This is a genomic window from Flexivirga endophytica (assembly GCF_014640635.1).
In the GTDB taxonomy this organism is placed as follows: Bacteria; Actinomycetota; Actinomycetes; order Actinomycetales; family Dermatophilaceae; genus Flexivirga; species Flexivirga endophytica.
The window spans coordinates 18,891-43,308 of record NZ_BMHI01000009.1; the positions used below are offsets into that span (position 1 = coordinate 18,891).

Annotated in this window: 20 protein-coding genes; 11 read left to right on the forward strand and 9 right to left on the reverse strand. The window is 67.5% G+C overall.

Annotation, left to right across the window (positions count from 1 at the left end):
- Positions 1 to 121 precede the first annotated feature (121 nt).
- From IEX71_RS21765 to IEX71_RS21775, 3 genes are read left to right on the forward strand one after another with little or no spacing between them, the layout of a single operon-like run.
- On the forward strand, positions 122 to 964 hold the full coding sequence (locus tag IEX71_RS21765; RefSeq protein WP_188839202.1) for a helix-turn-helix domain-containing protein: 843 nt from the start codon (positions 122 to 124) through the stop codon (positions 962 to 964).
- On the forward strand, positions 961 to 1,986 hold the full coding sequence (locus tag IEX71_RS21770) for an ABC transporter ATP-binding protein (RefSeq protein ID WP_308421002.1): 1,026 nt from the start codon (positions 961 to 963) through the stop codon (positions 1,984 to 1,986). The genes IEX71_RS21765 and IEX71_RS21770 overlap by 4 nt, the downstream gene beginning before the upstream one ends.
- Complete coding sequence (locus IEX71_RS21775; RefSeq protein WP_188839203.1) at positions 1,983 to 3,614, forward strand: efflux permease Rv1217c-related protein; 1,632 nt, start codon at positions 1,983 to 1,985, stop codon at positions 3,612 to 3,614. The genes IEX71_RS21770 and IEX71_RS21775 overlap by 4 nt, the downstream gene beginning before the upstream one ends.
- Positions 3,615 to 3,626: 12 nt before the next feature.
- Here the strand turns inward: IEX71_RS21775 and IEX71_RS21780 are convergent, their stop codons facing one another.
- From IEX71_RS21780 to IEX71_RS21800, 5 genes are all read right to left on the reverse strand, one after another.
- The gene (locus tag IEX71_RS21780) at positions 3,627 to 4,952 is read right to left on the reverse strand and encodes a hypothetical protein (RefSeq protein ID WP_188839204.1); all 1,326 of its coding nucleotides are present in this window, start codon (positions 4,950 to 4,952) and stop codon (positions 3,627 to 3,629) included.
- 285 nt (positions 4,953 to 5,237) lie between these two features.
- Complete coding sequence (locus IEX71_RS21785) at positions 5,238 to 6,470, reverse strand: S53 family peptidase (protein WP_188839205.1); 1,233 nt, start codon at positions 6,468 to 6,470, stop codon at positions 5,238 to 5,240.
- 185 nt (positions 6,471 to 6,655) lie between these two features.
- A complete protein-coding gene (locus IEX71_RS21790; RefSeq protein ID WP_188839206.1) occupies positions 6,656 to 8,449 on the reverse strand; it encodes an IlvD/Edd family dehydratase in 1,794 nt (597 codons plus the stop codon).
- A gap of 60 nt (positions 8,450 to 8,509) precedes the next feature.
- Entirely contained in the window at positions 8,510 to 8,875 is a 366-nt protein-coding gene (locus tag IEX71_RS21795) for a DUF488 domain-containing protein (RefSeq protein WP_188839207.1), read from the reverse strand.
- A gap of 326 nt (positions 8,876 to 9,201) precedes the next feature.
- Positions 9,202 to 10,920, reverse strand: coding sequence for a M4 family metallopeptidase (locus tag IEX71_RS21800; protein ID WP_188839208.1), 1,719 nt, complete (start codon positions 10,918 to 10,920; stop codon positions 9,202 to 9,204).
- Positions 10,921 to 11,223: 303 nt separating this feature from the next.
- On the opposite strand from IEX71_RS21800, the gene IEX71_RS21805 reads away from it, so the two are divergent.
- Positions 11,224 to 11,706, forward strand: coding sequence for a PH domain-containing protein (locus IEX71_RS21805; RefSeq protein ID WP_188839209.1), 483 nt, complete (start codon positions 11,224 to 11,226; stop codon positions 11,704 to 11,706).
- The gene (locus IEX71_RS21810; RefSeq protein ID WP_188839210.1) at positions 11,703 to 13,385 is read left to right on the forward strand and encodes a PH domain-containing protein; all 1,683 of its coding nucleotides are present in this window, start codon (positions 11,703 to 11,705) and stop codon (positions 13,383 to 13,385) included. The genes IEX71_RS21805 and IEX71_RS21810 overlap by 4 nt, the downstream gene beginning before the upstream one ends.
- Positions 13,386 to 13,395: 10 nt before the next feature.
- On the opposite strand, the gene IEX71_RS21815 is transcribed toward IEX71_RS21810, so the two are convergent.
- The gene (locus IEX71_RS21815; RefSeq protein ID WP_188839211.1) at positions 13,396 to 13,962 is read right to left on the reverse strand and encodes a TetR/AcrR family transcriptional regulator; all 567 of its coding nucleotides are present in this window, start codon (positions 13,960 to 13,962) and stop codon (positions 13,396 to 13,398) included.
- 165 nt (positions 13,963 to 14,127) lie between these two features.
- On the opposite strand from IEX71_RS21815, the gene IEX71_RS21820 reads away from it, so the two are divergent.
- Positions 14,128 to 14,709 carry a hypothetical protein gene (locus IEX71_RS21820; protein WP_188839212.1) on the forward strand — a complete coding sequence of 194 codons (582 nt, stop codon included), beginning with the start codon at positions 14,128 to 14,130 and terminating at the stop codon, positions 14,707 to 14,709.
- Here IEX71_RS21820 and IEX71_RS21825 read toward each other — a convergent pair whose 3' ends face one another.
- On the reverse strand, positions 14,710 to 16,374 hold the full coding sequence (locus IEX71_RS21825; protein ID WP_229749949.1) for a dolichyl-phosphate-mannose--protein mannosyltransferase: 1,665 nt from the start codon (positions 16,372 to 16,374) through the stop codon (positions 14,710 to 14,712).
- 132 nt (positions 16,375 to 16,506) lie between these two features.
- Between IEX71_RS21825 and rsmI the strand changes: the two genes are divergently transcribed.
- The 3 genes from rsmI (at position 16,507) to IEX71_RS21840 (ending at position 20,414) form a co-directional block, all read left to right on the forward strand.
- Positions 16,507 to 17,406 carry a 16S rRNA (cytidine(1402)-2'-O)-methyltransferase gene (gene rsmI / locus IEX71_RS21830; RefSeq protein ID WP_188839214.1) on the forward strand — a complete coding sequence of 300 codons (900 nt, stop codon included), beginning with the start codon at positions 16,507 to 16,509 and terminating at the stop codon, positions 17,404 to 17,406.
- Complete coding sequence (locus IEX71_RS21835; protein WP_188839215.1) at positions 17,381 to 18,808, forward strand: DUF2079 domain-containing protein; 1,428 nt, start codon at positions 17,381 to 17,383, stop codon at positions 18,806 to 18,808. Before rsmI ends, IEX71_RS21835 begins: the two co-directional genes overlap by 26 nt.
- A gap of 91 nt (positions 18,809 to 18,899) precedes the next feature.
- Complete coding sequence (locus tag IEX71_RS21840) at positions 18,900 to 20,414, forward strand: M1 family metallopeptidase (RefSeq protein WP_188839216.1); 1,515 nt, start codon at positions 18,900 to 18,902, stop codon at positions 20,412 to 20,414.
- A 67-nt stretch (positions 20,415 to 20,481) separates the two neighbouring features.
- Here IEX71_RS21840 and IEX71_RS21845 read toward each other — a convergent pair whose 3' ends face one another.
- Both IEX71_RS21845 and IEX71_RS21850 read right to left on the reverse strand, forming a co-directional pair.
- Positions 20,482 to 20,847 carry a hypothetical protein gene (locus IEX71_RS21845; RefSeq protein ID WP_188839217.1) on the reverse strand — a complete coding sequence of 122 codons (366 nt, stop codon included), beginning with the start codon at positions 20,845 to 20,847 and terminating at the stop codon, positions 20,482 to 20,484.
- Positions 20,828 to 21,427, reverse strand: a complete 600-nt coding sequence (locus IEX71_RS21850; protein WP_188839218.1) for a DUF4126 domain-containing protein — start codon at positions 21,425 to 21,427, stop codon at positions 20,828 to 20,830. The genes IEX71_RS21845 and IEX71_RS21850 overlap by 20 nt, the downstream gene beginning before the upstream one ends.
- A 212-nt stretch (positions 21,428 to 21,639) precedes the next feature.
- Between IEX71_RS21850 and metG the strand changes: the two genes are divergently transcribed.
- A complete protein-coding gene (gene metG, locus IEX71_RS21855; RefSeq protein ID WP_373284667.1) occupies positions 21,640 to 23,421 on the forward strand; it encodes a methionine--tRNA ligase in 1,782 nt (593 codons plus the stop codon).
- Positions 23,422 to 23,515: 94 nt separating this feature from the next.
- A complete protein-coding gene (locus IEX71_RS21860) occupies positions 23,516 to 24,379 on the forward strand; it encodes a TatD family hydrolase (protein ID WP_188839219.1) in 864 nt (287 codons plus the stop codon).
- The last annotated feature ends 39 nt before the right edge of the window (positions 24,380 to 24,418 follow it).

Below are 24,418 nucleotides of genomic sequence, written 5' to 3' on the forward strand. Positions count from 1 at the left end.
TCAACGCACTCATCCGGCCGGCCATCAGCGGACTCACAGCGCGCATGGATGGAGCTGTCACCAGCAATCTCGGCCCCCGCGGTCTTGACTGTGACGTCACGTCACAGTCGATGATCGACCTATGCGAGTCAAAGAGCTGGCGGACCTGACCGGCACCACGGTGCGGACCGTCCGTTACTACCACCAGATCGGACTCCTGCCCGTCCCTGCGGAGCGTGGCAGCGTACGCGATTACGGTATGGCGCACCTTGCCCGGCTGCTGCGGATCCGCTGGCTGGTCGACTCCGGGGTGCCACTGGCTTCGGCGCGCGCGATGCTCGAGGAACAGGCCGACGACCCCGACGACCTGGACGTCATACGCACCGACCTTGCGGTCACCCTCGCGGGCGTCGACGAACGCATCGAGCAACTCGGGAGGCAACGGGACCAACTGATCCGGCTGCTGCGCACAACGGCCGAAGGCGGACCCGTGTCACCGCTGCCTCGTGCGGTGCACCGGATGTACGAACGGCTCATTGCGCGGGCCGAGGACGACGACGTGGTGGCGATGATCATCGCGGAGCGCCAAGTGGTCGAATTCGCCTGCTACAGCGGCGAACTGCCGCCGATGGTGGTTCAGCTCGCCGAGCGCCTGACCGAGCAGCAGTTGGAACTCATCCTGCCGCTCTTCGCCGAGTTCCGTGATCTCGACCGCGAGATGGGTTCGCTGTCCGAGGCCGAGCTCGGGCGCCGGGTCGACGAGATGGCCGAGCACGCAGTCGAATTCGTGGCGTCATTGGGTCTGACGTTGGACGAGGCGATGGCGTTGCTCGAGCAGGCCTCGCTCAACTCGAGCGAATACGTCGGCTACGCCACGACTGAGCTGTTCCCCAAAGCATTGCAAGAACGTTTCCAACAGGCGATGGAGGCAGGGCTGCGCCAGCAGGACTCCCTGCCGGCAGAGCGGAAAGGAGCCCAACTGTGAGTGGGCTGATGACAACTGCGTCGACCGAGCACCTGGACGGTGCCGCGCCGAGCGACGTGATCGACGTGCACGGGCTGACCAAGACGTTCGGCAGGTTCCGGGCCGTCGACGATCTCGACCTTCGGGTCTCGCGCGGCGCGGTGCACGGCTTCCTGGGACCGAACGGCGCGGGCAAGACGACGACGATCCGGGTGCTGCTCGGCCTCTACCGCCGGGACAGCGGCACGGTCAGCGTGCTCGGGCACGACCCGGAGACGGACAGTGCGCTGATCAACCGCGACGTCTCGTATGTCGCCGGCGAGGTCGCACTCTGGCCGACCCTGACCGGCCAGCAGGCCCTCGACGTCCTCGCCGGCCTACGCAGGTCGGCCAGAGGCAAGTACGACGAGGCCCGCGAGCGCGAGCTCATCGAGGCGTTCGCGCTCGACCCGAGCAAGCGGATCCGCAAGTATTCCAAGGGAAATCGGCAGAAGGTGATGCTTGTCGCGGCGTTCGCGGCACGCACCGACCTGTTGATCCTGGACGAGCCGACCTCGGGACTCGACCCGCTGATGGAACGCACCTTCGGTGAGTGCGTCGAGCGCGCCGTGGCCGAGGGACGCACTGTGCTGCTGTCGAGCCACATCCTCGGTGAGGTCGAGCAGCTGTGTGACTCGGTCACGATCATCAAGGACGGGCAATTGGTCGAGACCGGCCGGTTGTCCCAGATGCGGCACCTCGCGGCGTCCACGATCAGCGCAGTGGTGTCGGGGGACACCGTGGATCGGGTCGCCGACGAGGTGCGTCAGCAGCTCGGCGTGGACGGTGAAGTGACGCGGAAACCGATGCCCGAGGGAGGGGTTCGCCTCGAGGCGAGTGTGCCGCACGACAGAGTGGACGCGGTGGTGACGACCCTGTTGGCCGCGCACCCGACCGACCTGCGCTGCACACCGGCGAGCCTCGAGGACCTGTTCCTGCGGCATTACCGGGTCGCCAGTCCGGCCGAAGGACGGCAATCGAACACAGTCCGGAGCCGGAGATGAGGATCGAATCTGCGGGTCGGTGCGAGATGAGCCGCGGACCACGCACGGTCAGCGCCGTCCGCGTCACGCTGCGCACACACCGCCGGAAGATCCTGACCTGGTGCGTGCCGTTGCTGGCCCTGCTGGCGAGCGTCGCGCCGTCATACTCCTCGACCTACCCGCGGCTCGACCAGCGGGAGCATCTGATCAACAGCCTGGGCAGCAACGCGGCGACGCGCCTGCTCTACGGGCAGCTGCCACGCCCGGGCACCATCGGTCAGCTCGCGGCCTGGGAGATGGGCACTTATCTGATCATCGTGACCAGCATCCTGAGTCTGCTGCTCGGCGTGAGTTTCGTTCGGGGCACTGAGGACTCGGGTATGGCGGAGCTGGTGCAGGCCAGCGGTCATGCAGCGCCGGACCGGTTGCGCGGAGCACTCGAAGCAGCGTTCGTCTTCTCGGTCGGCCTCGGAGTCGCCGTCTTCGTGATCCTCGGCCTGGAGACGATCAGCATCGACGAGCTCACCTGGCGGGGTGCGGCCGGGCTCGGTGTGGTGACTGCGAGTTGTGCGTTGGTCTTCACTCTCACGGGCCTGCTCCTGGGTGAGCTCGCCGACAGTGCCGGCCTGGCCAAGTCGCTTGGATTCGCAGTGCTCGCAGTTGCTTTCGCACTGCGGGCGGTCGCCAACGTGCATGGCGTCGACGCGCTGCACTGGGTGAGTCCGCTCGGTTGGCTGGACGCCGAGTCGCCATACACACACGACCGGTGGTGGGCAGGTGCGATCTTCGCCGTCGTGTGCGTTGTGCTCGGTGCGTGCGTCAGGATCGCCGGTCGTGGTCGCGACTACGGCGCCGCGCCGCTGCACGAGCGGTCCGCCAGCGACGACCGGCTCCGGGTGCGCACCGTCGCGCAACTGGTGTGGCATCTCGAGCGTGGTCGGTGGGTCGTCTGGACGGCGATCGTCACGGCGGTGGCAGCACTCTTCGGTGGCATGAGCGGCAGCCTGCTCGACTTCCTCACCGACGACACCTCGACCGCGAAACTGATGCGCGAACTGACCGGCGAGGACGGACTCGAGGCGTCGTTCTTCTCGTTCGCCGGCGTGCTGATCGCGATGCTGGTCTCCTGTTACGCGGTGATCACCGTCCTGGCCGACGGCACCGCGGAGGGCGATGGCACCATCGATGACCTGCTCGCGTGTGGGACCAGCCGTCGCAGTCCGCTGCTCGCACGGCTACTGATTGCCCTCGGTGGTTCGTTGGCGATGATGGTCGTCGCCGGTGGCGTCGGCACACTGGTGACGTTGAGTCAGGTGTCCCACGGCGCCGACCGCTACGTCGCGTACGTCGCAGGTCAGGTGCCGGCAGTCCTGGCGGTGACCGGGATCGCCGCGCTGGTCATCGGCGTGCATCGCCGATGGGGTCCGATCGCGTGGCTGCCGGTCGCGGCCTCCGCGGTCCTGGTGTTCATGGGTTCGGTGTTGCACGCACCCGACTGGCTGCAGCACGCCGGAGTGTTCGCGCACGTGCCGGACTATGCGGCCGGATCCGCCCCCGGCACAGGAGTTTTCGTGCTCGTCGCGTGTTTCGCAGGTGCCGCGCTCCTCGGTGTATGGCGCCGCGCCGAGCGGGACGTCGAAACGGGCTGAGCTCGGACACCGTCAGCGGCGGATCAGCCGACTGGACGCCGACGGGCGCAGCGGCCGTCGCGTCCGGGTCCACAATTCACCGAGCTTCGGCGGGTCGGGAAGCTTCTCCATCGTGAACGTCGTGACTGTGGGGTGTTCGTCGACGCGAGGGGCGTTGCCGACCGAGGGGGTGGTCGGCGCGACGAGGTCGGGGGCTGTTGCCGTCACGGCGGGACGAGCGGGGACCACGTGCTGGGTGTGCCGCTGGACCGTGACGGTCGTGCGTGCGTCGTCTCGGGTGATGTTGCGGCGGGCAGCAGCAGGTGACCAGCCGTCGTCGACGATGACCACGACGATGCCGGCCAGCAGACCGACGAGGCGCACGGTGCCGGCGCCGGTGAGTTGTCCGGGGGTGGCGAGCAGCATGGTGACCGCGGACCAGCCGACGACCAGCCCGGTGAGGATCGGCCGCCGATCGTTGCGGGTGAGGTCGGCGATCGCGGCAGCCACTGCCAAACCGGTCGAGTAGTAGAGATAGGTCTGCGGATCGGTCAGCAGCCGCACCGACAGCACGGCGAACGGCACACACACCCAACGGCCGCGCCGGGCCAGCCAGATCGCCAGTGCCGCACCGATCAGGAACTGCGTCGGCCGAACCCAGGTCGGCGTCGCCACCGACAACGACCCGATCTGCCGCAGGACGGAGTCGTCGGCGACGTCGATCACGAATCGACTCAGCTGCATGGTGCGAGAATCAGCCAGTACGAACGGGATCCACGGTAGAGCGGTCCCCACGACGAAGATCGTGAAGGCCTTGAGGCGCGCGGGTCGAGGCGCCGCCAACAAGATCATCGCCATCGGCACGACCCACGGCTTGGCTCCGCTTGCGGCGGCCAGCAACAGCGCGGCGGTGAGCCAGCGATCTCGCTTGCCCTGCGCCACCGCTGCGGCCATGAAGAACAGTGCGAGCGCGTCGTCGAGGTGGCCGTAGTGCACGGCCAGCACCAGCCACAACGGCGCGAGCAGCGCGACGTAGAGCATCGCCGTCCGCGTGGAGACCCGACCGCCATGATGGCCGGCGCTCAAGCGCCCGAGTATGGCGATCGCGGCCAGTCCCAGCACGAGCATCATCACGCAGGCGATCACGGCAGCTGCCGTGGACGGCGCCAGTCCGAGCAGGGCGCAGACCGCCATCGTCAACGGGCCGAACTGCAGCTCGGGGTGCTCGCCATACACATGCAGACCACCGGGCGGGGTGAGAAGTGTCTGTCCGGCGGTGGCGAAGTAGTGCCAGGAGAGCATCGCGTGACGGCTGGCGGCGAGTGCGCACAACGCTATCCACCCGACGAGACCGATCATCGCCAGTCGCGTCGGCGGTGGTTCGACGGCTTGGGCGAGGTGCGCCGGGGCTGTGTCCGTCGGGACACTCCGAGCACGACGTCCCAAGGTCGTATGCATGGTCATCGACGCCCAACATTGCCACAAGTTGCTGCCCGGCAGCAGCGAAATCACTCAACCAGTTACGTGAAAAGGCCTGTGCCCCGGGGCGTCCCGGATGCTTACCGCATGCGCAGTGGTGATGCAGCGACGAAGATCCCCGCCGGGCGCTGTGCCCGACGGGGATCTTCGTGCGTCGCCTGTGGATCAGAAGGCGGACGTGCCGTTCGGCGTGCCCAGCCCGGTCGGGCCGTCCCAGCCGGCGCCGGCTTGCGACCAGTACTGGCTGCTGCCGTTGCTACCGGTCGTCACGTCGAAGAGCCCCGACGGGTCGGCGTAGGGCTTGGTGTTGGCGTAACCGCTGGTGTTGCCGGACAGTGCGTAGACCGACGCGACGAGCGGCGACGAGAGTGAGGTGCCGCCGTACTGCGCCCACGAGGACGACCTGCTCGAGGTCGGCGCGTAGACCGCGAGGCCGGTGTTGGGGTCCGCGACCGCGGAGACGTCAGCCATCGCGCGACCGTTGCAGTGCGTGACCGAGGAGTCCTGGCCGGCCGGAGCGGTGTTGGACGTGCTGCAGCCGGATCCTGAGCCGTTCCAGGCGGATTCGGTCCAGCCACGGGAGTTCGACGCCGCCTTCAGCGAGGTGCCGCCGACTGCGGTCACGTAGTGCGATGAGGCCGGGAAGCTCGCACCCTGGTATCCGTTGTCACCGGTGGATGCGGTCACCGCGATGCCGGAGTGGTTGTAGTAGCTGCCGTATGTCGAGTCGGGTGCGTCACCTCCGCCGTACGAGTTCGAGATCGCGACAACACCTGGAACCTTGGCGGCCTGGTTGACTGCTGCGCCGAGGTCGGCGAAGGACGCCGACTTCGCCTGCACCAGAACGATTTTGCAGTCCGGGCAGGCTGCTGAGACCGCATCGAGGTCCAGTGCTTGCTCCTGTGACCAACCGACGTCGGTGCGTGGCAGGTTGGTGGTGCTGCCGGTCTGGCTCATGATCGTCAGGCAGCCGTTGGCGGTCGTGCAGGACGACAACCCGAACTGGCTGCGGTAGACACCGAGGTCACGCTCGGCGTTGGGGTAGCCGTAGGCGTCGACGATCGCGACGGTCCGGCCGCCTGACTTGAGCCCGGAGAGCTTGTAAGCACTCTGGATGTCGGTCGGCGTCTTGCCCGAGATGGCCGACGGGGGCACCGGCTTGCCGCCCTTGCCCGCCAGCGGCTGGATCTTGCCGGCCGCATTGACGTTCCGGCCCTCCGCGTTGACCAGGTGGATCGCGTCGCAGGCCGCATGGCCTGCGGTCTCGGTCGCGCACGAGTGCGCCGCGCGCACCGACGGCGTGTGGCCGGTAGCTGCGCTCGCGGTCGGGACGATGCTGCCGACGGCGCCGAAGGAAGCGGCCAGACTGATGGCAGCAAGCAGAGGGATTTTTCGCATGTGAACTCCTCAAGGAACGTGCCGAGCAGGATCTGCCTGCCGGCGACGGCTGAGTGTCGTGCCGCGCTGGGGTGGTGCGCAATAGCTTTGGCGGATTTGGGGGCGATTCTTGACGAAAAGCTGACCATTCCGGCCGCGCGGGGCGTGAAAACCCCCGTGCGGCAAGCAACTTCGGCGAGCTCGGCTCAGTGACTGTGCCGAGGCAGACCGCGGACCTGGGCGATCCGCTGGAACTCGATGGCGTCCTCGATGACCATCCCGGTGTCCATCTGCCCGACGCCGGACCTGTGCAGTTGCTGCCACGGTGTCTGCGACGGGGGCGTCGGATAGCCGCCCGCTGCCTCCAGCGCCTCGCGCCGCCGAGTGATCTCGGCATCGTCGACGAGCAGGTCGACCCGTCCCTGGCGCAGGTCCACGCGCACCGGGTCACCGGTCTGCAGGATCGCCAGGTTGCCACCGGCAGCGGCTTCGGGGGAGGCGTTGAGGATCGACGGTGATCCGGAGGTGCCCGACTGGCGTCCGTCGCCCACACATGGCAGCGACTCGATCCCCGCGTGCAACAACGCGGCCGGCGGTTGCATGTTGACGACCTCGGCAGCGCCCGGGTAGCCGATCGGTCCGGCCCCGCGCATGAACAGGATGCTGCGCTCGTCGATGCCGGACTCGGTCTCGATGCGCCGGTGGTAGTCCTCCGGACCGTCGAAAACGACTGCGTGCCCTTCGAAAGCGTCCGGGTCGTCCGGGGCCGAGAGATAGCGCGCGCGGAAGGCATCGTCGATCACCGAGGTCTTCATGATCGCGGCGTCGAAGATGTTGCCGGTCAGCACCACGAAACCGGCATGCTCCTTGAGCGGCTCGTCGATCGGCCGGATGACCGCCGGGTCGGCGATCGGCGCGTCGCCACAGTTGTCGCCGATGGTTCGGCCGCTCACCGTGAGTGCGTCCTGGTGGATCGCTCCGGCCTGCATCAATTGATTGACGACGGCGGGCACGCCGCCGGCGCGGTAGAAGTCCTCGCCGAGGTATTCGCCGGCCGGCTGCAGATTGACCAGCAACGGCAGGTCCCGGCCGTGTTCCTCCCAATCGGCGAGGGACAACTCGACACCCATGTGGCGTGCCACGGCTTGCAGATGGATCGGCGCGTTGGTCGAGCCACCGATCGCAGAACTGACCGCGATCGCGTTGAGGAACGCGTCGCGGGTGAGTATGTCGGAAGGCTTCACGTCGTCCCGCACCAATTCCACTATGCGCGAACCGGTTTCGTAGGCGAACTGGGCGCGTTGCCGGTATGCCGCGGGAATGGCGGCTCCGCCCGGCAACTCCATGCCCAGCGCTTCGGTCAGCGAGTTCATCGTCGAGGCGGTGCCCATCGTGTTGCAGAAACCGACTGAATTCGTCGAGGACGCAACGAGTTCCAAGAACTGTGCCTGGCCGATCTCTCCGGTGGCGAGCAGCTCCCGCGCCTTCCAGATGATCGTGCCGGAGCCGGTCCGCTTGCCGTCATACCAACCGTTCAGCATCGGTCCGACCGACAGGGCGATGGCCGGGATGTTGACGGTGGCGGCGGCCATCAACTGCGAGGGAGTCGTCTTGTCGCAGCCGATGGTCAGCACGACTCCGTCGATCGGATAGCCGTAGAGCAGTTCCACCAGACCGAGGTAGGCGAGGTTGCGGTCGAGCGCCGCGCCGGGCCGCTTGCCGGTCTCCTGGATCGGATGGGTCGGGAACTCCATCGGCACACCACCGGCCGCGATGATGCCGTCCCGGACGCGCTTGGCCAACTGCAGATGATGGCGGTTGCAGGGTGAGAGATCGGAGCCGCTCTGGGCGATGCCGATGATCGGCTTGCCGGACTGCAACTCCTCGATCGTGAGGCCGTAGTTGAGGTATCGCTCGAGGTAGATCGAGGTCATCCCCGGATCGCTCGGGTCGTCGAACCATGCACGTGACCGGAGCCGCCGCTCCTCGGTGTTCGCCATGAGATCCGAACCTAGTGCAGCGAATCGCACCCCACCGGGCTGTCTCGCGGATGCGCTCGGTCAGTGACCGCCGGAGATGAGGTCGGCCAGCACGGTGGCTTCGCTGATGTCGTCGCGCTTGGCGGCGGTCAGCAGGGTCAGGGTGCCGTCCGCGGCGATCCTGCGCAGGCCGTCCAATGCCTCGGACCGCTCATCGTCCTCCAGCTCGGTGCGGTAGCGGTCGGCGAACTCCTCGAACTTGTCCGGGTCGTGTGCGTACCACTTGCGCAGCTCGTTCGACGGGGAGACCTGCTTGCACCAGTCGTCCAACTCGGCCTTCTCCTTGCTCAGCCCGCGTGGCCAGAGCCGGTCGACCAGCACACGTGTGCCGTCGGAGGGCTTCGAGGCGTCATACACCCTGCGAACCTGGACCTTGTGCGTGCTCATGCTTTTCATCATGGGCCGTAATCCGTTGGGCTGCAACGGGTATGAGCCACCCCACGAAGTTCTCCCCCGGTGCGCTCCTCCGATACTTCGCGGGGACCCCGACTTCTTCTCCGCCGGCAGCTACTCGACCAACGTTGCGTATGACGAACCCCTCCGGTCAAGGGGAGGGGGACCGACCGGAGGGGCTCGTCATTGGCAACCACACGACCCTTCGAGACGTCCGCTCGTTCCCCTTCGAGACGCTTGCTCGTGCCTCACAAGCTCCTCAGGGCAACGCTCACGGACTCCTCAGGACGACGCCCCGAGGCGTGTAGCTGTCGGGCGGGTCAGCTCACGCTGACCGCGCTCCAGGCCGCTGCCACGGCCTGGGACTCGGTGCTGTCCGCGCCATACAGCGAGTCGGCGGACTTGATCATGCCGGCGCGCAGGTCGGCATACGACATGTCGGAGGTGCCGTAGTCCTTGATCGCGTTGTACCAGATGTTGGCGGCCTTGTCCTTGCCGATGCCGGTGACGGTGGAGCTGTCACAGGTCGGGCTGTCGCCCCAGTCGGACTGGCCGCTGCCGTTGGCCAGCAGGAAGAACGCGTGGTTGCCGACACCGGACGTGTAGTGCGGGTCCTCGTTCTGGGTGGCGGAGGACCAGCAGTCCAGCGAGGCGCCGTCCTTGCTCGGCTTGTCCATGTAGCGCAGCGGGGTGCCGTCGCCGTTGATGTCGATGGTCTCGCCGATGAGGAAGTCCGGTGTGTCGACCGAACTGTTCGCCTCGAACTCCACCATGGTGCCGAAGACGTCACTGTTGGCCTCGTTGATGCCGCCGACGTCACCGCTGTACCCCAGGTTGGCCAGCGCCTCGGAGACGCCGTGCGACATCTCGTGACCCGCCACGTCGATCGCGACCAGCGGGGCGTTGTCGCCCTGGCCGTCGCCATACGTCATCTGCGAGCCGTCCCAGAACGCGTTGACGTAACCGCTGCCGTAGTGCACCCGCGACGGCACACCCTTGCCGTCGTCGAAGATGCCGTTGCGGCCGAACGCCTTGTTGTAGTAGTCCCATGTCATCGCAGCGCCGTAGTAGACGTCGACCGCTGCCGTGGCGCGGTCGTCGTTCTGCCCGTCGCCCCAGGCGTTGTCGTCGTCGGTGAACAGCGCGCAGTTGCCGGCCTCGGAGTTGTTCATGTCGCAGGCCGAGTTGCCGCCGTGGTTGGGGTCGGTCATCTCGTAACCGCTGCTGCCCTGCGTGGTGGTGATGTTCACGTCACCGAGCGTCAGGGACTTGCCGGTGCCGTCAGCGGCGACGCCCTTGTTGTGGCCCTTGCCGTGTCCGCCGACCGACGCCCAGCTGATGGTGGGCACCTTCGCCGGGGTGCGGGTGGTCAGCGTCGCGTCGTGATGCACGCCGCGCCGGGCCATCGCCTGCTTCGAGGTGCTGGCCGACATCAGCGACTTGATCATCTCGGAGGAGCGGATCGTCTTGCCGGTCTGTGCGTTGACGAGCACCGCCTTGTGGCTCGGTGTGATGCCGTCCGCCTGCACACCCTTGACCACGGTCATCCAGGCCAGCACCGGCTTGGCGCCGGTGGCGTCGACCACGAGCTTCGACGTGGTGGCGCCGGCCACGTTGTAGACCTTCGCGCCCGCGATCGCGTTGCTGCGTGAGGCGGTTGCGGCCACCGTCGGCGTGGTGGACAGGCTGATCGCCGCGCGCTGGTCGCCGGAGTGGCCGACGACCTTGCCGCTCTTCGCGTGTACGACGAAGTCGCCGCCGACGACCGGCAACGACTTGTAGGTCCGCTGGTAGCGGAAGTGCGATGTGCCGTCCGCGCTCGTCGTCGTACCCACCAGCTGGTAGTCGTCGCCGGAGGAGGAGGCGATCGACTGTGGGTTCGAGCTGAGGAAGGAGTCGACCGCGTGGTGGTTACTGACTCCTGCGGCGCGGTGGGTGGCTGACGGTGCCGATGCCGCGTGTGCGGCAGTGCCGCCGATGACACAACTCGTCGACACAGCCGCGATGCCGAAGAGCATTGCTGTCTTGTTGACTCGCATATACATCCATTTCCATCGAAGGTCACGTCGTGCGTGACTGTGCGGGCCCGGGGTTGAGCTCGCGCTGAGAACTATGGGCAGACGAACGGAGCGCGTGGTGCTCAGCCGACCAAGATTTTGGAAACATTGAACGTTCGCTTACGGGCCCCTTGGGAGCGACTTACTCCTTGCGTGGGGAGTCCTTGCGAACACAAAAGATTCGCTGCCGTGCTCCGGCGACCGGTCGATGGCGCTCCACCGGCCGGGCGGAGCACCTGTATGCCGTGCTCGGAAGCGCACTCGCAGGCGTGAGAAGGTCTGGAGATGGACTTGCGCCCACCCGCCGAACTCGTGTCCTCCCGTGCGCGCACGATGTGGGCCGTGCAGGGGGTCATGCTGACCGCGGTGCTGCTGATCGGCGGCGGAGTGGCGTGGTACTTCATCGACCCGGACACGATGTGGAAGTTGCTCGGGATCGCCCTGATCACAGTGGTTTTCGTCGGCACGGTGCTCGTGGCGCCGGTGCTGCGCTACCGGATCCACCGCTGGGAGCTGACCGACGACGCGGTCTACACGCAGCGTGGTCTGTTGACGGTCGAGCAGCGGATCGCGCCGATCTCCCGCGTGCAGACCGTCGACACCGAGCGGGGCGTGCTCGAGCGATTCTTCGGGTTGAGCTCGGTCACCGTGACGACAGCCTCCGCGAAGGGGGAGCTGCGGATCGAGGGCCTCGACGCCACCGTCGCCGACCGGGTCGTGCACGAACTGACCGTCGTCACCGCTGCCAGTGAAGGTGATGCGACATGAGTGACCCCTCGGGCAGTGAGGAGCGTGCACAGGTCTCCCCGGGGGAGGGTGATGCTCGGGGTTCGGGTGAGGAGCGTGCACAAGTCTCCCCGGGGGAGGGTGATGCTCGCGATTCGGGTGAGGAGCGTGCACAGGTCTCCCCGGGGGAGGGTGATGCTCGGGAGAAGCAGACGGACCCGGGCGTATGGCGCCGCCTCAGCCCGCGGATGCTGCTGATCCATCCCATCAAGGAGATCGGCCGGTTCCTGCCGGCACTCATCGCCGTGGTGGTCGCCGGGTCGACCGGTGGTCAGAACTGGTGGGGCGTCGCAGCAGCCGCCGGCGCCATCGCCTTCGGCGTGCTCCGGTGGATCACCACCCGCTATCGCTTCACCCCGGACCAGGTGCAGCTGCGGCACGGGTTGCTCAGCACCACGACCGTTTCGGCTCCCATCGACCGGGTGCGGTCGGTGGACGTCACAGCGTCGGTCATGCACCGCGCACTCGGTCTGGCCGAGGTGCAGATCGGGACCGGTGCCGGCGAGAAGGCTTTGAAACTGGACGGATTGACCAGCGCGGAGGCTGCGGCCCTGCGCGGGGACCTGCTGCACCGGGCGGCGAAGGCGACACCCGAACGCGCGGTCGACGATGCCACTGCTCCGCCCGGCGATGACGTGGGGGAGACGCGCGTCGCGGCGGCATACGAGACGGAAGCGGTTGTCTACCAATTGAATCCGGCGTGGATCCGCTACGCGCCGTTCGGTCCGGCGGGGCTGATCGCGGCGCTGGCGATCCTCGGTGTCGGCTCGCAGTTCCTCAACGAGTCGGGCATCGGCTGGGGCGAGGACGGTCTGGTCGCCGGCGCGGCGGACCGATTGGCGGCGATCGGCGTGATCGCCGCCGTGCTGGCCGTCCTGGTCGGCGCGCTCGTGCTGATCGTGGTGCTCGCACTGCTCGGTTATCTGCTGGCGTTCCACGGCTTTCGGCTCACGCGGGACGCTCGTGGCGGCAGCTACCACGTGTCTCGAGGCCTGCTCACGACGCGCGCGACCTCCCTGGAGATCCGCCGGTTGCGCGGTGTCGAAGTGCACCGTCACCTGCCGCTGCGGTGGGTGGGTGGTGCTTACCTGTCGGCGATCACCACCGGGGTGAAGGACGACGGGCGTGGCATGAGCTCGACGCTCACCCCGCCGTCGCCGGAGCAGGTGGTGGTGCACACCGCCGATGAGGTGCTCGGAGAGGACCTGTTCGCCGTACCGCTGCAGCGACATGGTGCGGCTGCAATGCGGCGGCGCTACACCAGGGCGATGGCCGGTGCCGCGGTCCCGGCCGCGCTGCTCGTCGTGGCCGCGGGGATCTGGGACCTGCCGGCGCTCGGAGTCTGCGCGATCCTGCCGCTGGCGGCCGGGGTCGCGCTCGGGTGGAGCAGGGCGCACTGGCTAGGGCACGCGGTGACCGAGCGCTTCCTGGTGACGCGTTCCGGCTCGATCGGCTTGTCCACCAACGTGATCGAACGTCGCGGCGCCGTCGGAGTGACTGTGCGCCGGTCGTTCTTCCAGCGGCGGGCGGGTGTCGCGACGGTGAGCCTGGCGACGGCCGCGGGCAACAAGGACTATCCGGTGGTCGACCTGCCGCAGGACCAGGTCGGCAAACTCGCCAGCCAGATCGTGCCGGGGCACATCGAGCAGTTCCTGCGCTGATCCGTGCCGCTCAACCGTTGCGGTGGCTCCGGTAGCTGAGCAGGCCCTCGACTCCGCGCAGGAACGTGTCGCACACAGCCTCCGGATCAGTCAGGCAACCCGCGGCCATCGCCCCGTCACGCAGCATGACGAAGTGTTGCGCAGCCGGCTCGGGATCGAGCTCCTCGGCGGCGGCGAAGAGCTCGGTGACGGTGCTCAGGAACCAGTCCCGGTGCGCACGCACGGCACGGTGCACCGGGTGCTCCGGGTCGGGGTATTCGGCGGCCGCATTGAGGAAGGCGCAGCCGCGGAAACCGGGATTTCGGAGCGCGTCGGTGATCGTCCGGGCGACTGATCGAACGATCTCGTCGGGTTCGTCGCGCTCGGCGCGAGCCGCTGCCATCCGGGCGCGGATCGCCTCGTCGGCCTGGGTCAGGTAGGCGACCACGAGGTCGTCCTTGCTGGGGAAGTGCCGGTAGAACGTGGCGCGCGTGACCGGCGCGGAGTTGACGATCCGATCGACGCCGACCGAGTGCAGTCCCTCGGCGTAGAACAGCCGGCTGGCCGTGCCGAGCAACCGGGTCCGTGCTTCCGACATGGGTCCTTGCCTTCCTCGATCGGTGTCCCGAGATTAGCAGACAGAACGATCGGTCTTGACACGGCGGGGCCGAACGACAACACTGCGGAAGCAGCAAGACCGATCGTTCTCTCTCGCCGTTCGTCGCATGACGAGCCGGCCCCGCCTCCACCGAAGGGAAATTCCATGTCCACCACCGCAGAACCCACCACCGCAGCGTCCATCGGCAGTGCAGCTACCGACCTCGGCAACGCCAGCACGCTGCGCCGCCTCTATCTCGGGCGGTTCGGTTTCGCGATCGTCTGGGCCGTTCTGTTCGGTGTCGCCGCAGCCACGCTGAATCCAGCGAGCGTCGCGCTGCTGCTGATCTACCCGCTGTTCGACGTGGGCGCGTCCGTCGTCGACTTCCGGTCCTCGGGCCACGCGCGCCCGGCCACGCCGTTGCGCCTCAACATGGCACTCAGCCTGCTCGCGGCCGTCGGCATGGCAGTCGCCGCGAGCTCGGGCATGCCTGCGGTTCTTCGTGTTTGGGGTGCGTGGGCGATCACCGCGGGCCTCGTGCAACTGGTGGTCGCGATCGGTCGACGCCCGATGGGTGGTCAGCTGCCGATGATCCTCAGCGGCGGCATCTCGGTGCTCGCCGGAGCGAGTTTCGCCATACAGGCAGGCGGCACCGACCCGTCGCTGACGGCTCTTGCCGGTTACGCGGCGCTCGGTGGGATCTTCTTCCTGGTCTCGGCGCTTCGACTGCGTCGGGATGCGCGCTGATCAGACCCAGCTCGGCAGCCACATGCGCCACTGCCAGTGGCTGTAGGGGATGACCTGCCCGGTCCAGATCGGCCAGAAGAAGACGAACAGTCCGACGGTCAGGATCGTGAAGCCACCGACCGCCGCCTTGCCGATCAGCACTCGTTGCTCGCTGGCGCCGGGTCTGCCGAGCACCAGACCGAGCACGAACACACACGCCAGCACGATGTATGGCGCGAAGGCGACCGAGTAGAAGGTGAAGATGGTGCGGTCCTGGTAGGCGAACCACGGCAACCAGCCGGCTGCCACGCCGACCAGGATGCCACCGGCGCGCCAGTCGCGACGTAGCAGCCAGTAGAAGATCAGCACGGCGAGGGCAATTGTCCCGAGCCACCAGATGCTGACCGTGCCCAGCGAGCTGATCGCCTTACTGCACTGCGCCACGTCGCAGCCGCCGTCACCCTTCTTCGGGCTCTCGTAGAAGAACGACGTCGGCCGGGTCTGCAGCGACCACGACCACGGGTTCGACATGTAGGGGTGGAACGACGTGATGTCCGAGGCCGACTGCAGCATCTGGGAGTGGTACTCCCACAGTGAGCGCAGCCAGTCCGGCATCCAGGAGAACAGGGAGCTGTCCGGCGAGAAGCCGGAGCCTTGGTTCGCCGGATTCTCGGCGGCCCACTGCCGGTCGTAGGCGTCGTTGCTGGCGATCCAGCCGAACCAGCTGGTCAAGTAGACCCCGAGCGAGACCAGCAGCACGCTGACACAGGCCGGCAGCGCGTCCTTGACGAACGTTGCCGACCAGTAGCGGCGGACGCCGACGGCGCGACGCGCGCCGAGGTCCCAGAAGCAGGTCATCAGGCCGAACGCGGCCAGGAAGTAGAGACCGGACCACTTGGTGGCGCAGTCGATGCCGATGCAGAGCCCCGCCACCCAGCGCCACGGGCGCCAGCCCAGCCAGGGGCCGGCGATCGCGTGCTTGTCCCAGGTGCCGGCGGCCTGCATCGCCGCCACCTTGTCGGCCAGGATGCGGCGGGTGCGGGTGCGGTCGGCCAGCAGTGCCACGAATGCCGCGAGCGCCCAGAACATGACCATGATGTCGAGGATGGACGTCCGCGACATGACGAACTCGGTGCCTTCGAAGCACAGCAGGATCGAGGCGAGCGTGGCCAGCACCGGTGACCGGAACAGGTGCCACGCGGCGCGGCCGACCAGGTAGATGCCGAGAGTGCCGAAGAGCGCCACGGCGAAACGCCAGCCAAAGGACGAGTCGATGCCGAACAGCTTCTCGCCGACGCCGATGAACCACTTGCCGAGCGGCGGGTGCACCACGAAGTCGGCCTGCGTGCCGAAGACGTGCGGGTTGCCCATCGTGAAGAGGCCGTCGGGGTTGTTGGTGATGCCGGTCGACTTGTCCTGTTTGTGCTCGAAGCCGTAGAGGAACATCGACCAGCCCTCTTTGACGTAATACGTCTCGTCGAAGACCAGCTGGTGCGGACGACCGACATTCCAGAAGCGGATGACGCCGGCGACGACGGTGACGATGGCTGGGCCGAGGAAGGCCCACAGTTTCGCTTCCGCGGTGCGTGGCGCACCCAGCAGCCGGCGACGCAGCACGGCCCGGCGGTCGTCGACAGGGTCGCCCGCGGTGCTGTCGGCGGTGTCCCGTGCCAGCGTGATCGTCACGCGAAGTCCCCTTTCGCCCTCACCTGTCGTGCCGCGGCGGCTGTAGCCGGGGCCGAGGGTGAGGTTAACCGAGGAAGCTACGCGCCGGGGCATCGACGCGGGTATGGCGCGCGGTCGTGCGAGACTCCCACCATGGCGCAGTCGCAGATCCGTTCCTCATCTCCGACGGCGTCATCGGTGTCCTCCGACGGCCTGCGGCCGAACTCTGACGGCGTGCTCGTGCTGGCCGCAACGCCCATCGGGGATCCGCGTGACGCGGCGCCGCGGCTGGCGAGCGAGCTGGCCGGCGCTGACCTCGTCGCCGCTGAGGACACCCGACGGTTGCGGCGGCTGCTGGACGAGCTCGGCGTCACTCCGAGCGGCAGCGTCCTCAGCTATCACGAGCACAACGAACGTGCCCGCACCCCGGAGTTGCTCTGGCGGCTGCGCGAGGGCGCCCGCATCGTGCTGGTCACGGACGCCGGTATGCCGTCGGTGTCCGACCCGGGCTACCGCCTCGCCAACGCGTGCGTCGAAGCGGGCATCCGGGTGACGTGTGTGCCCGGCCCGTCCGCGGTGCTGATGGCGCTCGCGGTCTCCGGGCTGCCGACCGACCGGTTCTGCTTCGAGGGCTTCCTGCCGCGCAAGGCGGGTGAGCGCGCACGCCGATTGTCCGGCCTGGTCGCCGAGCAGCGCACGATGGTGTTCTTCGAGGCGCCGCACCGGTTGGCGGAGATGCTGACAGCGATGGCGGAGGCGTTCGGTGACGATCGCGTCGCCGCCGTGTGCCGGGAGCTGACCAAGACCTATGAAGAGGTCCGCCGCGACGGCCTGGCCGCTCTGGCGGAGTGGGCCGTCGAGGGCGCCCGCGGCGAGATCACCGTCGTGGTCAGTGGTGCGCCCGCCGTCACGGCCTCGGTCGAGGACGTGTTGCCCGCCATACAGCAGCGGGTGGCGGCGGGCGAGCGGCTGAAGACCGTGTGCGCCGAGGTCGCCGACGAGACCGGGCTGTCCAAGAAGGCGCTGTATGACGCAGCCATCACCGGCCGCTGAGGCGTTGACACGGCACCCGGCACCCGGCACCCGACGACCGGCGTGGCTGCTCGGCGCCGCGTCCGCGGTGGTGGCGAGTGTCTTCTTCGCGGTGCTCGCGCTCGGCCGGTGGAACGCCGGCAACAGCGCCGACTACGACCTCGGGATCTTCGCGCAGGGCGCCGACGCGTGGTCGCGGGGTCAATGGCCGGAGTCGCACATTCGCGGATTGTCGCTGCTGGGCGATCATTTCAGCCCGTTGCTCGCGACGTGGGGTGTCGTATGGCGGATCTGGCCCACCCCGCCGGCGCTGCTGATCACCCAGTCGGTGCTGCTCGGCGCTGCGTTGGGCGTGATCGTCGGCTACGCCCGATGTCGCGCCGGCTGGAAGGTCGCGGTGTTGATCGCGGTCGTCGGCATCTTCTCCCGGGCCGTGCTGACCACCGCGATGTTCGACGTGCACGAGGTCGCGTATGCCGCAATCGGCCTGGCAGTGTTGTGTATCGCGTTGCTGCAGCACCGATTCGGGTGGGCGCTCGCGGCGTCGGTGTGGCTGCTGCTCACCAAGGAGGACATGGGCCTGACGGTCTTCGCGGCCGGAGCCTGCTGGTGGTGGATGTACCGCGGCGACGGCTGGCGGCGCCCGCTGGCGCTGGCCGGTCTCGGTGTCGCCGGCGTGATCGTCGCCATGCTGGTCCTGGCAGCGGTCGAGCCGGGCAGCGGCAGCGGTTATCTGGCCTACTTCGGCATCGGCAAGAGCAACAAGCTCCCGGTCCCGGAGGATCACAGCCTCAGTCCACAACGGCTGCTACCGGTGCTGATGTATGTCGTGCTCGCCCTCGTGATCGGCGTGCGATCGAAGCTGACGGTGCTCGCCATACCGACTCTGCTGTGGCGTGCGGTGTCGTCCAACATCCATTACTGGGCGCTGGACTTCCACTACGACATCATCCTCTGGCCGATCGGCCTGCTGGCCTTCGTCGATGTGGTGAGCCGGTATGGCGTGCCGCGGCTGCATTCGTGGCAGAGCGCCGGTGTCGGAGTAGCGATCGTCGCGGGCTTCGGCCTGGCGGTCTCCGAGATGGCCGACCGCGCAGTCGCACCGGGCTCGATGTTCCGCACCGCGGCGGTGGTCACGAACATCCGGTCACTCGCCGACGACCACCTGCCGAAGGGCGCACGCGTCGCGACCCAGGCCGACGTCGGTGCCTACCTGGTCCCGACATACGACGCCTATTCGCTGCGCCCCGATCAGCATCCGTCGGTCGACTACGTGATGTTCACGGGCAAACCCAAGTGGCTCTACCAGGTGCCGAAGTGCGCCAAGGACAAGCTGATTCGCGATGCGGAGCAGGTATGGCGCCGTGGCACCGTCACGTTGGTGAAGCTGCCGCACCGGCAGCGCATCACTCCCACCTGCTGACGGCGCGGACGGTGCTATCACGGCGCTTGCGCCGGCGACGAGTGTCCGGGAAGGTGGGAGCGCTGGTTCTGATTTGGGGGACGTGATGTCGATGAAACCGTGGGGCGTCAGGTCGAGTGTGGTCGCCCTGGTGACGACGTCCGCACTCGTGATCACCGGATGCTCCAGCGGCCGGTCCGGGCACTCGACCGACGTGGCGCGGCCTTCCGATCCCAGCACCACCGGGGCCGGGTCGACGGGCGCCGCCCCGGCTGTGGACTATCGGGCGGCGCGATCGTCGCCGGTCATGGACAGCTACTACCCGCAGCATGGCGTGCCCTATCTCGACACCTTGCACTACGGCCTGAAGCTGGACTGGCAGCCGGGGACCAAGATGCTCACCGGGGTCGCGACCATCGCGCTGCGAGTCACGACCGAGCGCACGAGCATCCGCTTCGACCTCGGCGCTCCGCTGCAGGTCACGAGGGCGACAGTCGACGGCAAGGCAGTCGGGACGAGCCGGTCCGGCAACTACCTGACGATCAGAACCCCTGAGCTGCCTGCTGATTCGCGGCACACCGTGGTGATCGACTACTCCGGCCGGCCAATGCCCGTGCGCGCGCCGGCAGAGCGGGAGGATGTGCAGCACGTCGGCTTCACGACGGCCGGCGGCGGCGCGGCGTACACCTTCCAGGAGCCGTTCGGCGCTTTCACCTGGTATCCCGTGAACGACCAGCCGGCCGACAAGGCGTTCTACGACGCGACGCTGATCTCGCACGACGGGCAGCGCGGAGTGTTCAACGGGCAGGTGGTGTCCTCGACGGCGAAGGGCTCGGCCCGGACCACGAAGTTCCACCTGGACCAGCCGGCATCGTCGTACCTCACGACGGTGGCGTTCGGCGACTACCGCCACGAGACGGCGACAGGCCGGCACGGCCTGCCGATCAACTACTGGTACACCGCCGGTGACACCGCGTCCCTGCCGCTGATCCGCAAGACACCGCAGATCATCGCCTGGGCGGAGAAGCAACTGGGCACATATCCGTTCGCGAGCACGGGCGTCGTTCTGGTGCCGGGGAATTCGGCCATGGAGACCCAGACGCTCGTCACGATGACCAACAGTGTGCGCGGCATCGGTGGCAGGGACGTCTACCGCGGTGACTACGCGCACGAACTCTTCCACTCCTGGTTCGGCGACGAGGTCTCGCCGACGGATTGGAAGGACGTCTGGCTGAACGAGAGCCTCACGATGTTCATGCAGTTCCGCTACATGGCAAGCCACAACATTCCGAACAAGTACGGCAGTTGGAGAGAGCTGCAGAGTGGCCGCGACCAACTGATGCGTGACACCCAGGGCCCTCCCGGCGCCTACCGGAAGAACGACTTCGGCGACCTGAACGTCTATCTGTCGGGCGCGCTCATGCTGCACAATCTCGAAAAGGCTTATGGGGCAGCAAAATTCAACGTCGCATTGAAGGGTTGGCCGGCGACGCACAAGTACGGCAATGCGTCACGCACGGACTTCATCAACTACATGGACAAGGCGCTCGGCTCGCAGGCCGGGCCCTACATCAAGCGCTGGTTGACCGCGGAGCGGACGCCGGCGGCACTGGCGAAACAGTCCTGAGCCCCTCGGCGACATGCTGGTCGAGTGCCGCGAGGGACGAGCGGTGTATCGAGACCCCGGCCGCCCTCTACTGCTGGCCGCAAAGGGGATCCTGCGGCAGCCGGATCGACGCGTCCGTCGCGTCACCGGGCTCGTAGCAGACCCAGACGACCTTGTCGTGGGCCCGGAATGACTTGATATCAACGGGATTCGTGACTTCGTGGGTCTTTCCGTCAACGCGGTAGCGGACGGTCAGCTCCATCCTGTCGTCCTCGGCCGCACCGTGCGACACGACGGTGGCGGGCGCCATACCGGGACGCGCGGGCCCGGAGGACCCGCGGCTGTTCCACCAGTGCGACACCAGGAGCACGGCGGCCACCAGCACGACCACCGCGATCAGCTTCTCCCACCAGGTGCCGAGGAACGCCGGCCGATCAGGTCGCGTGCTCGGCATCCCGCCTCCTTCGCGCGAAGCCGCGCATCCGACGGGCCCACTTCCACAGTGCCCAGGCGAGCACGATCAGCGCGACGATGACCAGGATCGGCACGAAGACCGCGATCAGCGACAATCCCAGGGATGAGGCGTCCTCGACCGTCGACACGATGGGCGCGCCGATGCCGGCCGTGCCGAGGTTGACCGCGGGCCGCGCGCTCGCCTTGCCGACGTGCACGACGCCTGCGACGAGCAGCCCGCCGACGAAGGCGATCCACTCGTGGTCCTGCAGGAACGACGAGTGGTCCAACGCGTTGGCCGACTGGGTCGCCGCGGCGATGACACCACCGGTCGCCGGCCGTATGACGGACCCGGCGATGTCGTTGACGCTGTCGACCACCGGGATCTTGTCCAGCACCAGCTCACTGATCAGCAGCACGGCGCCGATGCCGAGCGCCCACCACGACTCGATCCACTGCCATCCGCCGGGCAGCGTGATCACGTCGGTGAAGCGCGCCAGCAGTCCGACGATGAGGAACGGGATGTAGGCGTTCAGTCCTGCGGCGGCGGACAACCCGGCGCCGGTGAGCACAGCGAACATCCCACACCTCCACAGTGCGTTGAATCCAAAGGCCGATGTCCGACCTGCGCAGGATCGTGTCAGTGCCGCGACCGGTGCGCAAACACCACGAAGAGAACTGCCGCGAACGGCCCTGCGAAGGACGTGGGGCGCGACACATGTTGGGGGTCCCCGCGAAGTACCGGAGGAGCGCAGCGGGGGACGACTTCGTGGGGTAATTAGGATGAGCAATCATGAAGGTTCTGTCCGCACTCGCGTGGCCCTACACGAATGGGCCACGTCACATTGGCCACGTCGCCGGATTCGGCGTCCCCGCAGATGTTTTCAGTCGCTACATGCGTATGGCGGGCCACGACGTGCTGATGGTCAGCGGCACCGACGAGCACGGCACCCCGATCCTGGTCCTCGCGGACAAGGAGGGCATCGGCGTGCAGGAGATCGTCGACAAGTACAACGCGGTCATCGCGCAGGACCTGCTGGATCTGGGCCTGTCCTACGACCTGTTCACCCGCACCACGACGCGCAATCACTACCAGGTCGTGCAGAACCTCTTCACCCAGATCCGCGCGAACGGCTACATGCTCCAGCAGACCGCCACGACGGCGATCAGCCCGTCGACCGGCCGCACCCTGCCCGACCGCTATCTGGAAGGCACCTGCCCGATCTGCGGCTTCCCCGAGGCGCGCGGTGACCAGTGCGACAACTGCGGCAACCAACTCGACCCCGCTGACCTGATCAACCCGCACTCCAAGATCAACGGCGAGGTGCCGGAGTTCATCGAGACCGAGCACTTCTTCCTCGACCTGCCGTCGCTTGCCGGTGCGTTCCAGGAGTGGCTGGACGAGGTCGACGCGACAGGCACCTGGCGGCCCGGAGTGATCAACTTCGTCAAGGGCCTGGCCAAGGACATGCATCCGCGAGCGATGACGCGCGACATCGACTGGGGCATTCCGATCCCGGTCGAGGGCTGGGACAGCAAGCGGTTCTATGTGTGGTTCGACGCGGTCATCGGCTACCTGTCGGCGTCCATCGAGTGGGCGCGGCGGATCGGCGAGCCGGAGCGCTGGCGCGAATGGTGGAACGACCCGGCAGCGAAGACCTACTACTTCCAGGGCAAGGACAACATCACCTTCCACGCCCAGATCTGGCCCGCCGAGCTGCTCGGCTACATGGGCAAGGGCGACAAGGGCGGTGAGCCGGGGGAGTACGGCGAGCTCAACCTGCCGACCGAGGTCGTCGCGTCCGGCTTCCTCAACCTCTCCGGCGCGCAGTTCTCCACCTCGCGGGGCAATGTCATCTACGTCCAGGACATGATCGCGAAGTATGGCGCCGACGCGCTGCGCTACTTCATCTGCGCGGCCGGTCCGGAGACCCAGGACAGCGACTTCACCTGGGAAGAGTTCGTCGCGCGCAACAACAACGAGCTCGTCGCCGGTTGGGGCAACCTGGTCAACCGGACGGCGTCGATGATCGCCAAGAACTTCGGTGAGGTGCCGACTCCGGCGATGCTCGAGCCGATCGACGAGTCGCTGCTGACCGCCATACGGGAGGGTTTCGAGACCGTCGGCGGCCTGCTCGAGGCGCAACGGCAGAAGGCCGCGATCGCAGAGGTGATGCGACTGGTGCGGATGGCGAACAAATACGTCACCGACACCGAGCCGTTCCGGCTCAAGGGCGACGACCAGCGCGAACGCCTGGCGACGGTGCTGCACACCCTCGCCCAGGCGATCACCGATCTCAACACGATGATCGCGCCGTTCCTGCCGCACAGCTCCAACAAGGTCGCCCGAACCTTCGGTGCGACAGGCGAATTCATGCCGATGCCGCGCATCGAGCAGGTGCGTGACCTGGACGACGACAGCCGGGCCTACCCGATCATCACCGGCGCATACTCCGGCACCCCGCGCTGGGAGTCGCGCCCGGTGCAGGTCGGTGCGCCCGTCGCCAAGCCGACGCCGATCTTCGCCAAGCTGGACAAGATCGACCCGGCCGACCCGTTCGGTCACGACGCGTGAGCGGCGTGCACAAGTCTCCCCAGGGGAAGGTTGTGTGCGCTTTCAGGGGCGGTGGCGTGCACAAGTCTCCCCAGGGGAAGGTTGTGCGCACGGCATGAGCAAGAAGGTTCGCACCGACACACCGGCCGGACCACCGCCGGCACCACAACCGCTGCCGATCGCGGTGGTCGACAACCACACCCATCTCGACATCTCACGTGACGACGGTCCACCGCCGGACGTGACCGAGGCGCTGTCCGCGGCGAAGGCGGTCGGCGTCGACCGAGTCGTGCAGATCGGCTGCGATCTCGAGGGCGCACGCTTCACCGTCCAACAGGTCGAGCAGCACGCGCAGATGCTCGGCGGTGTCGCCATCCATCCGAACGAAGCGGCCAAGCTCGCCGACGCCGGCGAGCTCGACGCCGCATGGGCCGAGATCGAGCGTCTCGCCGCGCATCCCCGCATCCGGGTGATCGGCGAGACCGGCCTCGACTACTTCCGCACCGGCCCGGAAGGCGTTGCTGCGCAGCAGGATTCGTTCCGCTGGCACATCGACCTGGCGAAGCGCACCGGCAAGGCGCTGCAGATCCACGACCGCGACGCGCACGGCGACGTGATGCGCATCCTCGACGAGGAAGGGGCGCCGGAAAGCACTGTCATGCATTGCTTCTCGGGTGACATCAACCTCGCCCGCCGATGTGTGGACAAGGGCTACTTCCTGTCCTTCTCCGGCACGGTGACTTTCAAGAACGCCCGCGACCTGCGGGATGCGCTCTCGATCGTGCCGCTGGACCGGCTGCTGGTCGAGACCGATGCGCCATACCTGACGCCGGCGCCGCACCGCGGTGCGACCAATTCGCCATACCTGATCCCGCTGACGGTGCGGGCGATGGCGGACGTCCTCGCGGTCGATGTCCCGACGTTGTGTCAGGCGCTCTCGGGCAACAGCGAGCAGGTCTACGGCTCCTGGGCGGTATGACGAAACGCGATCCACGTCACGCGCAAGTGTGATCGGGCT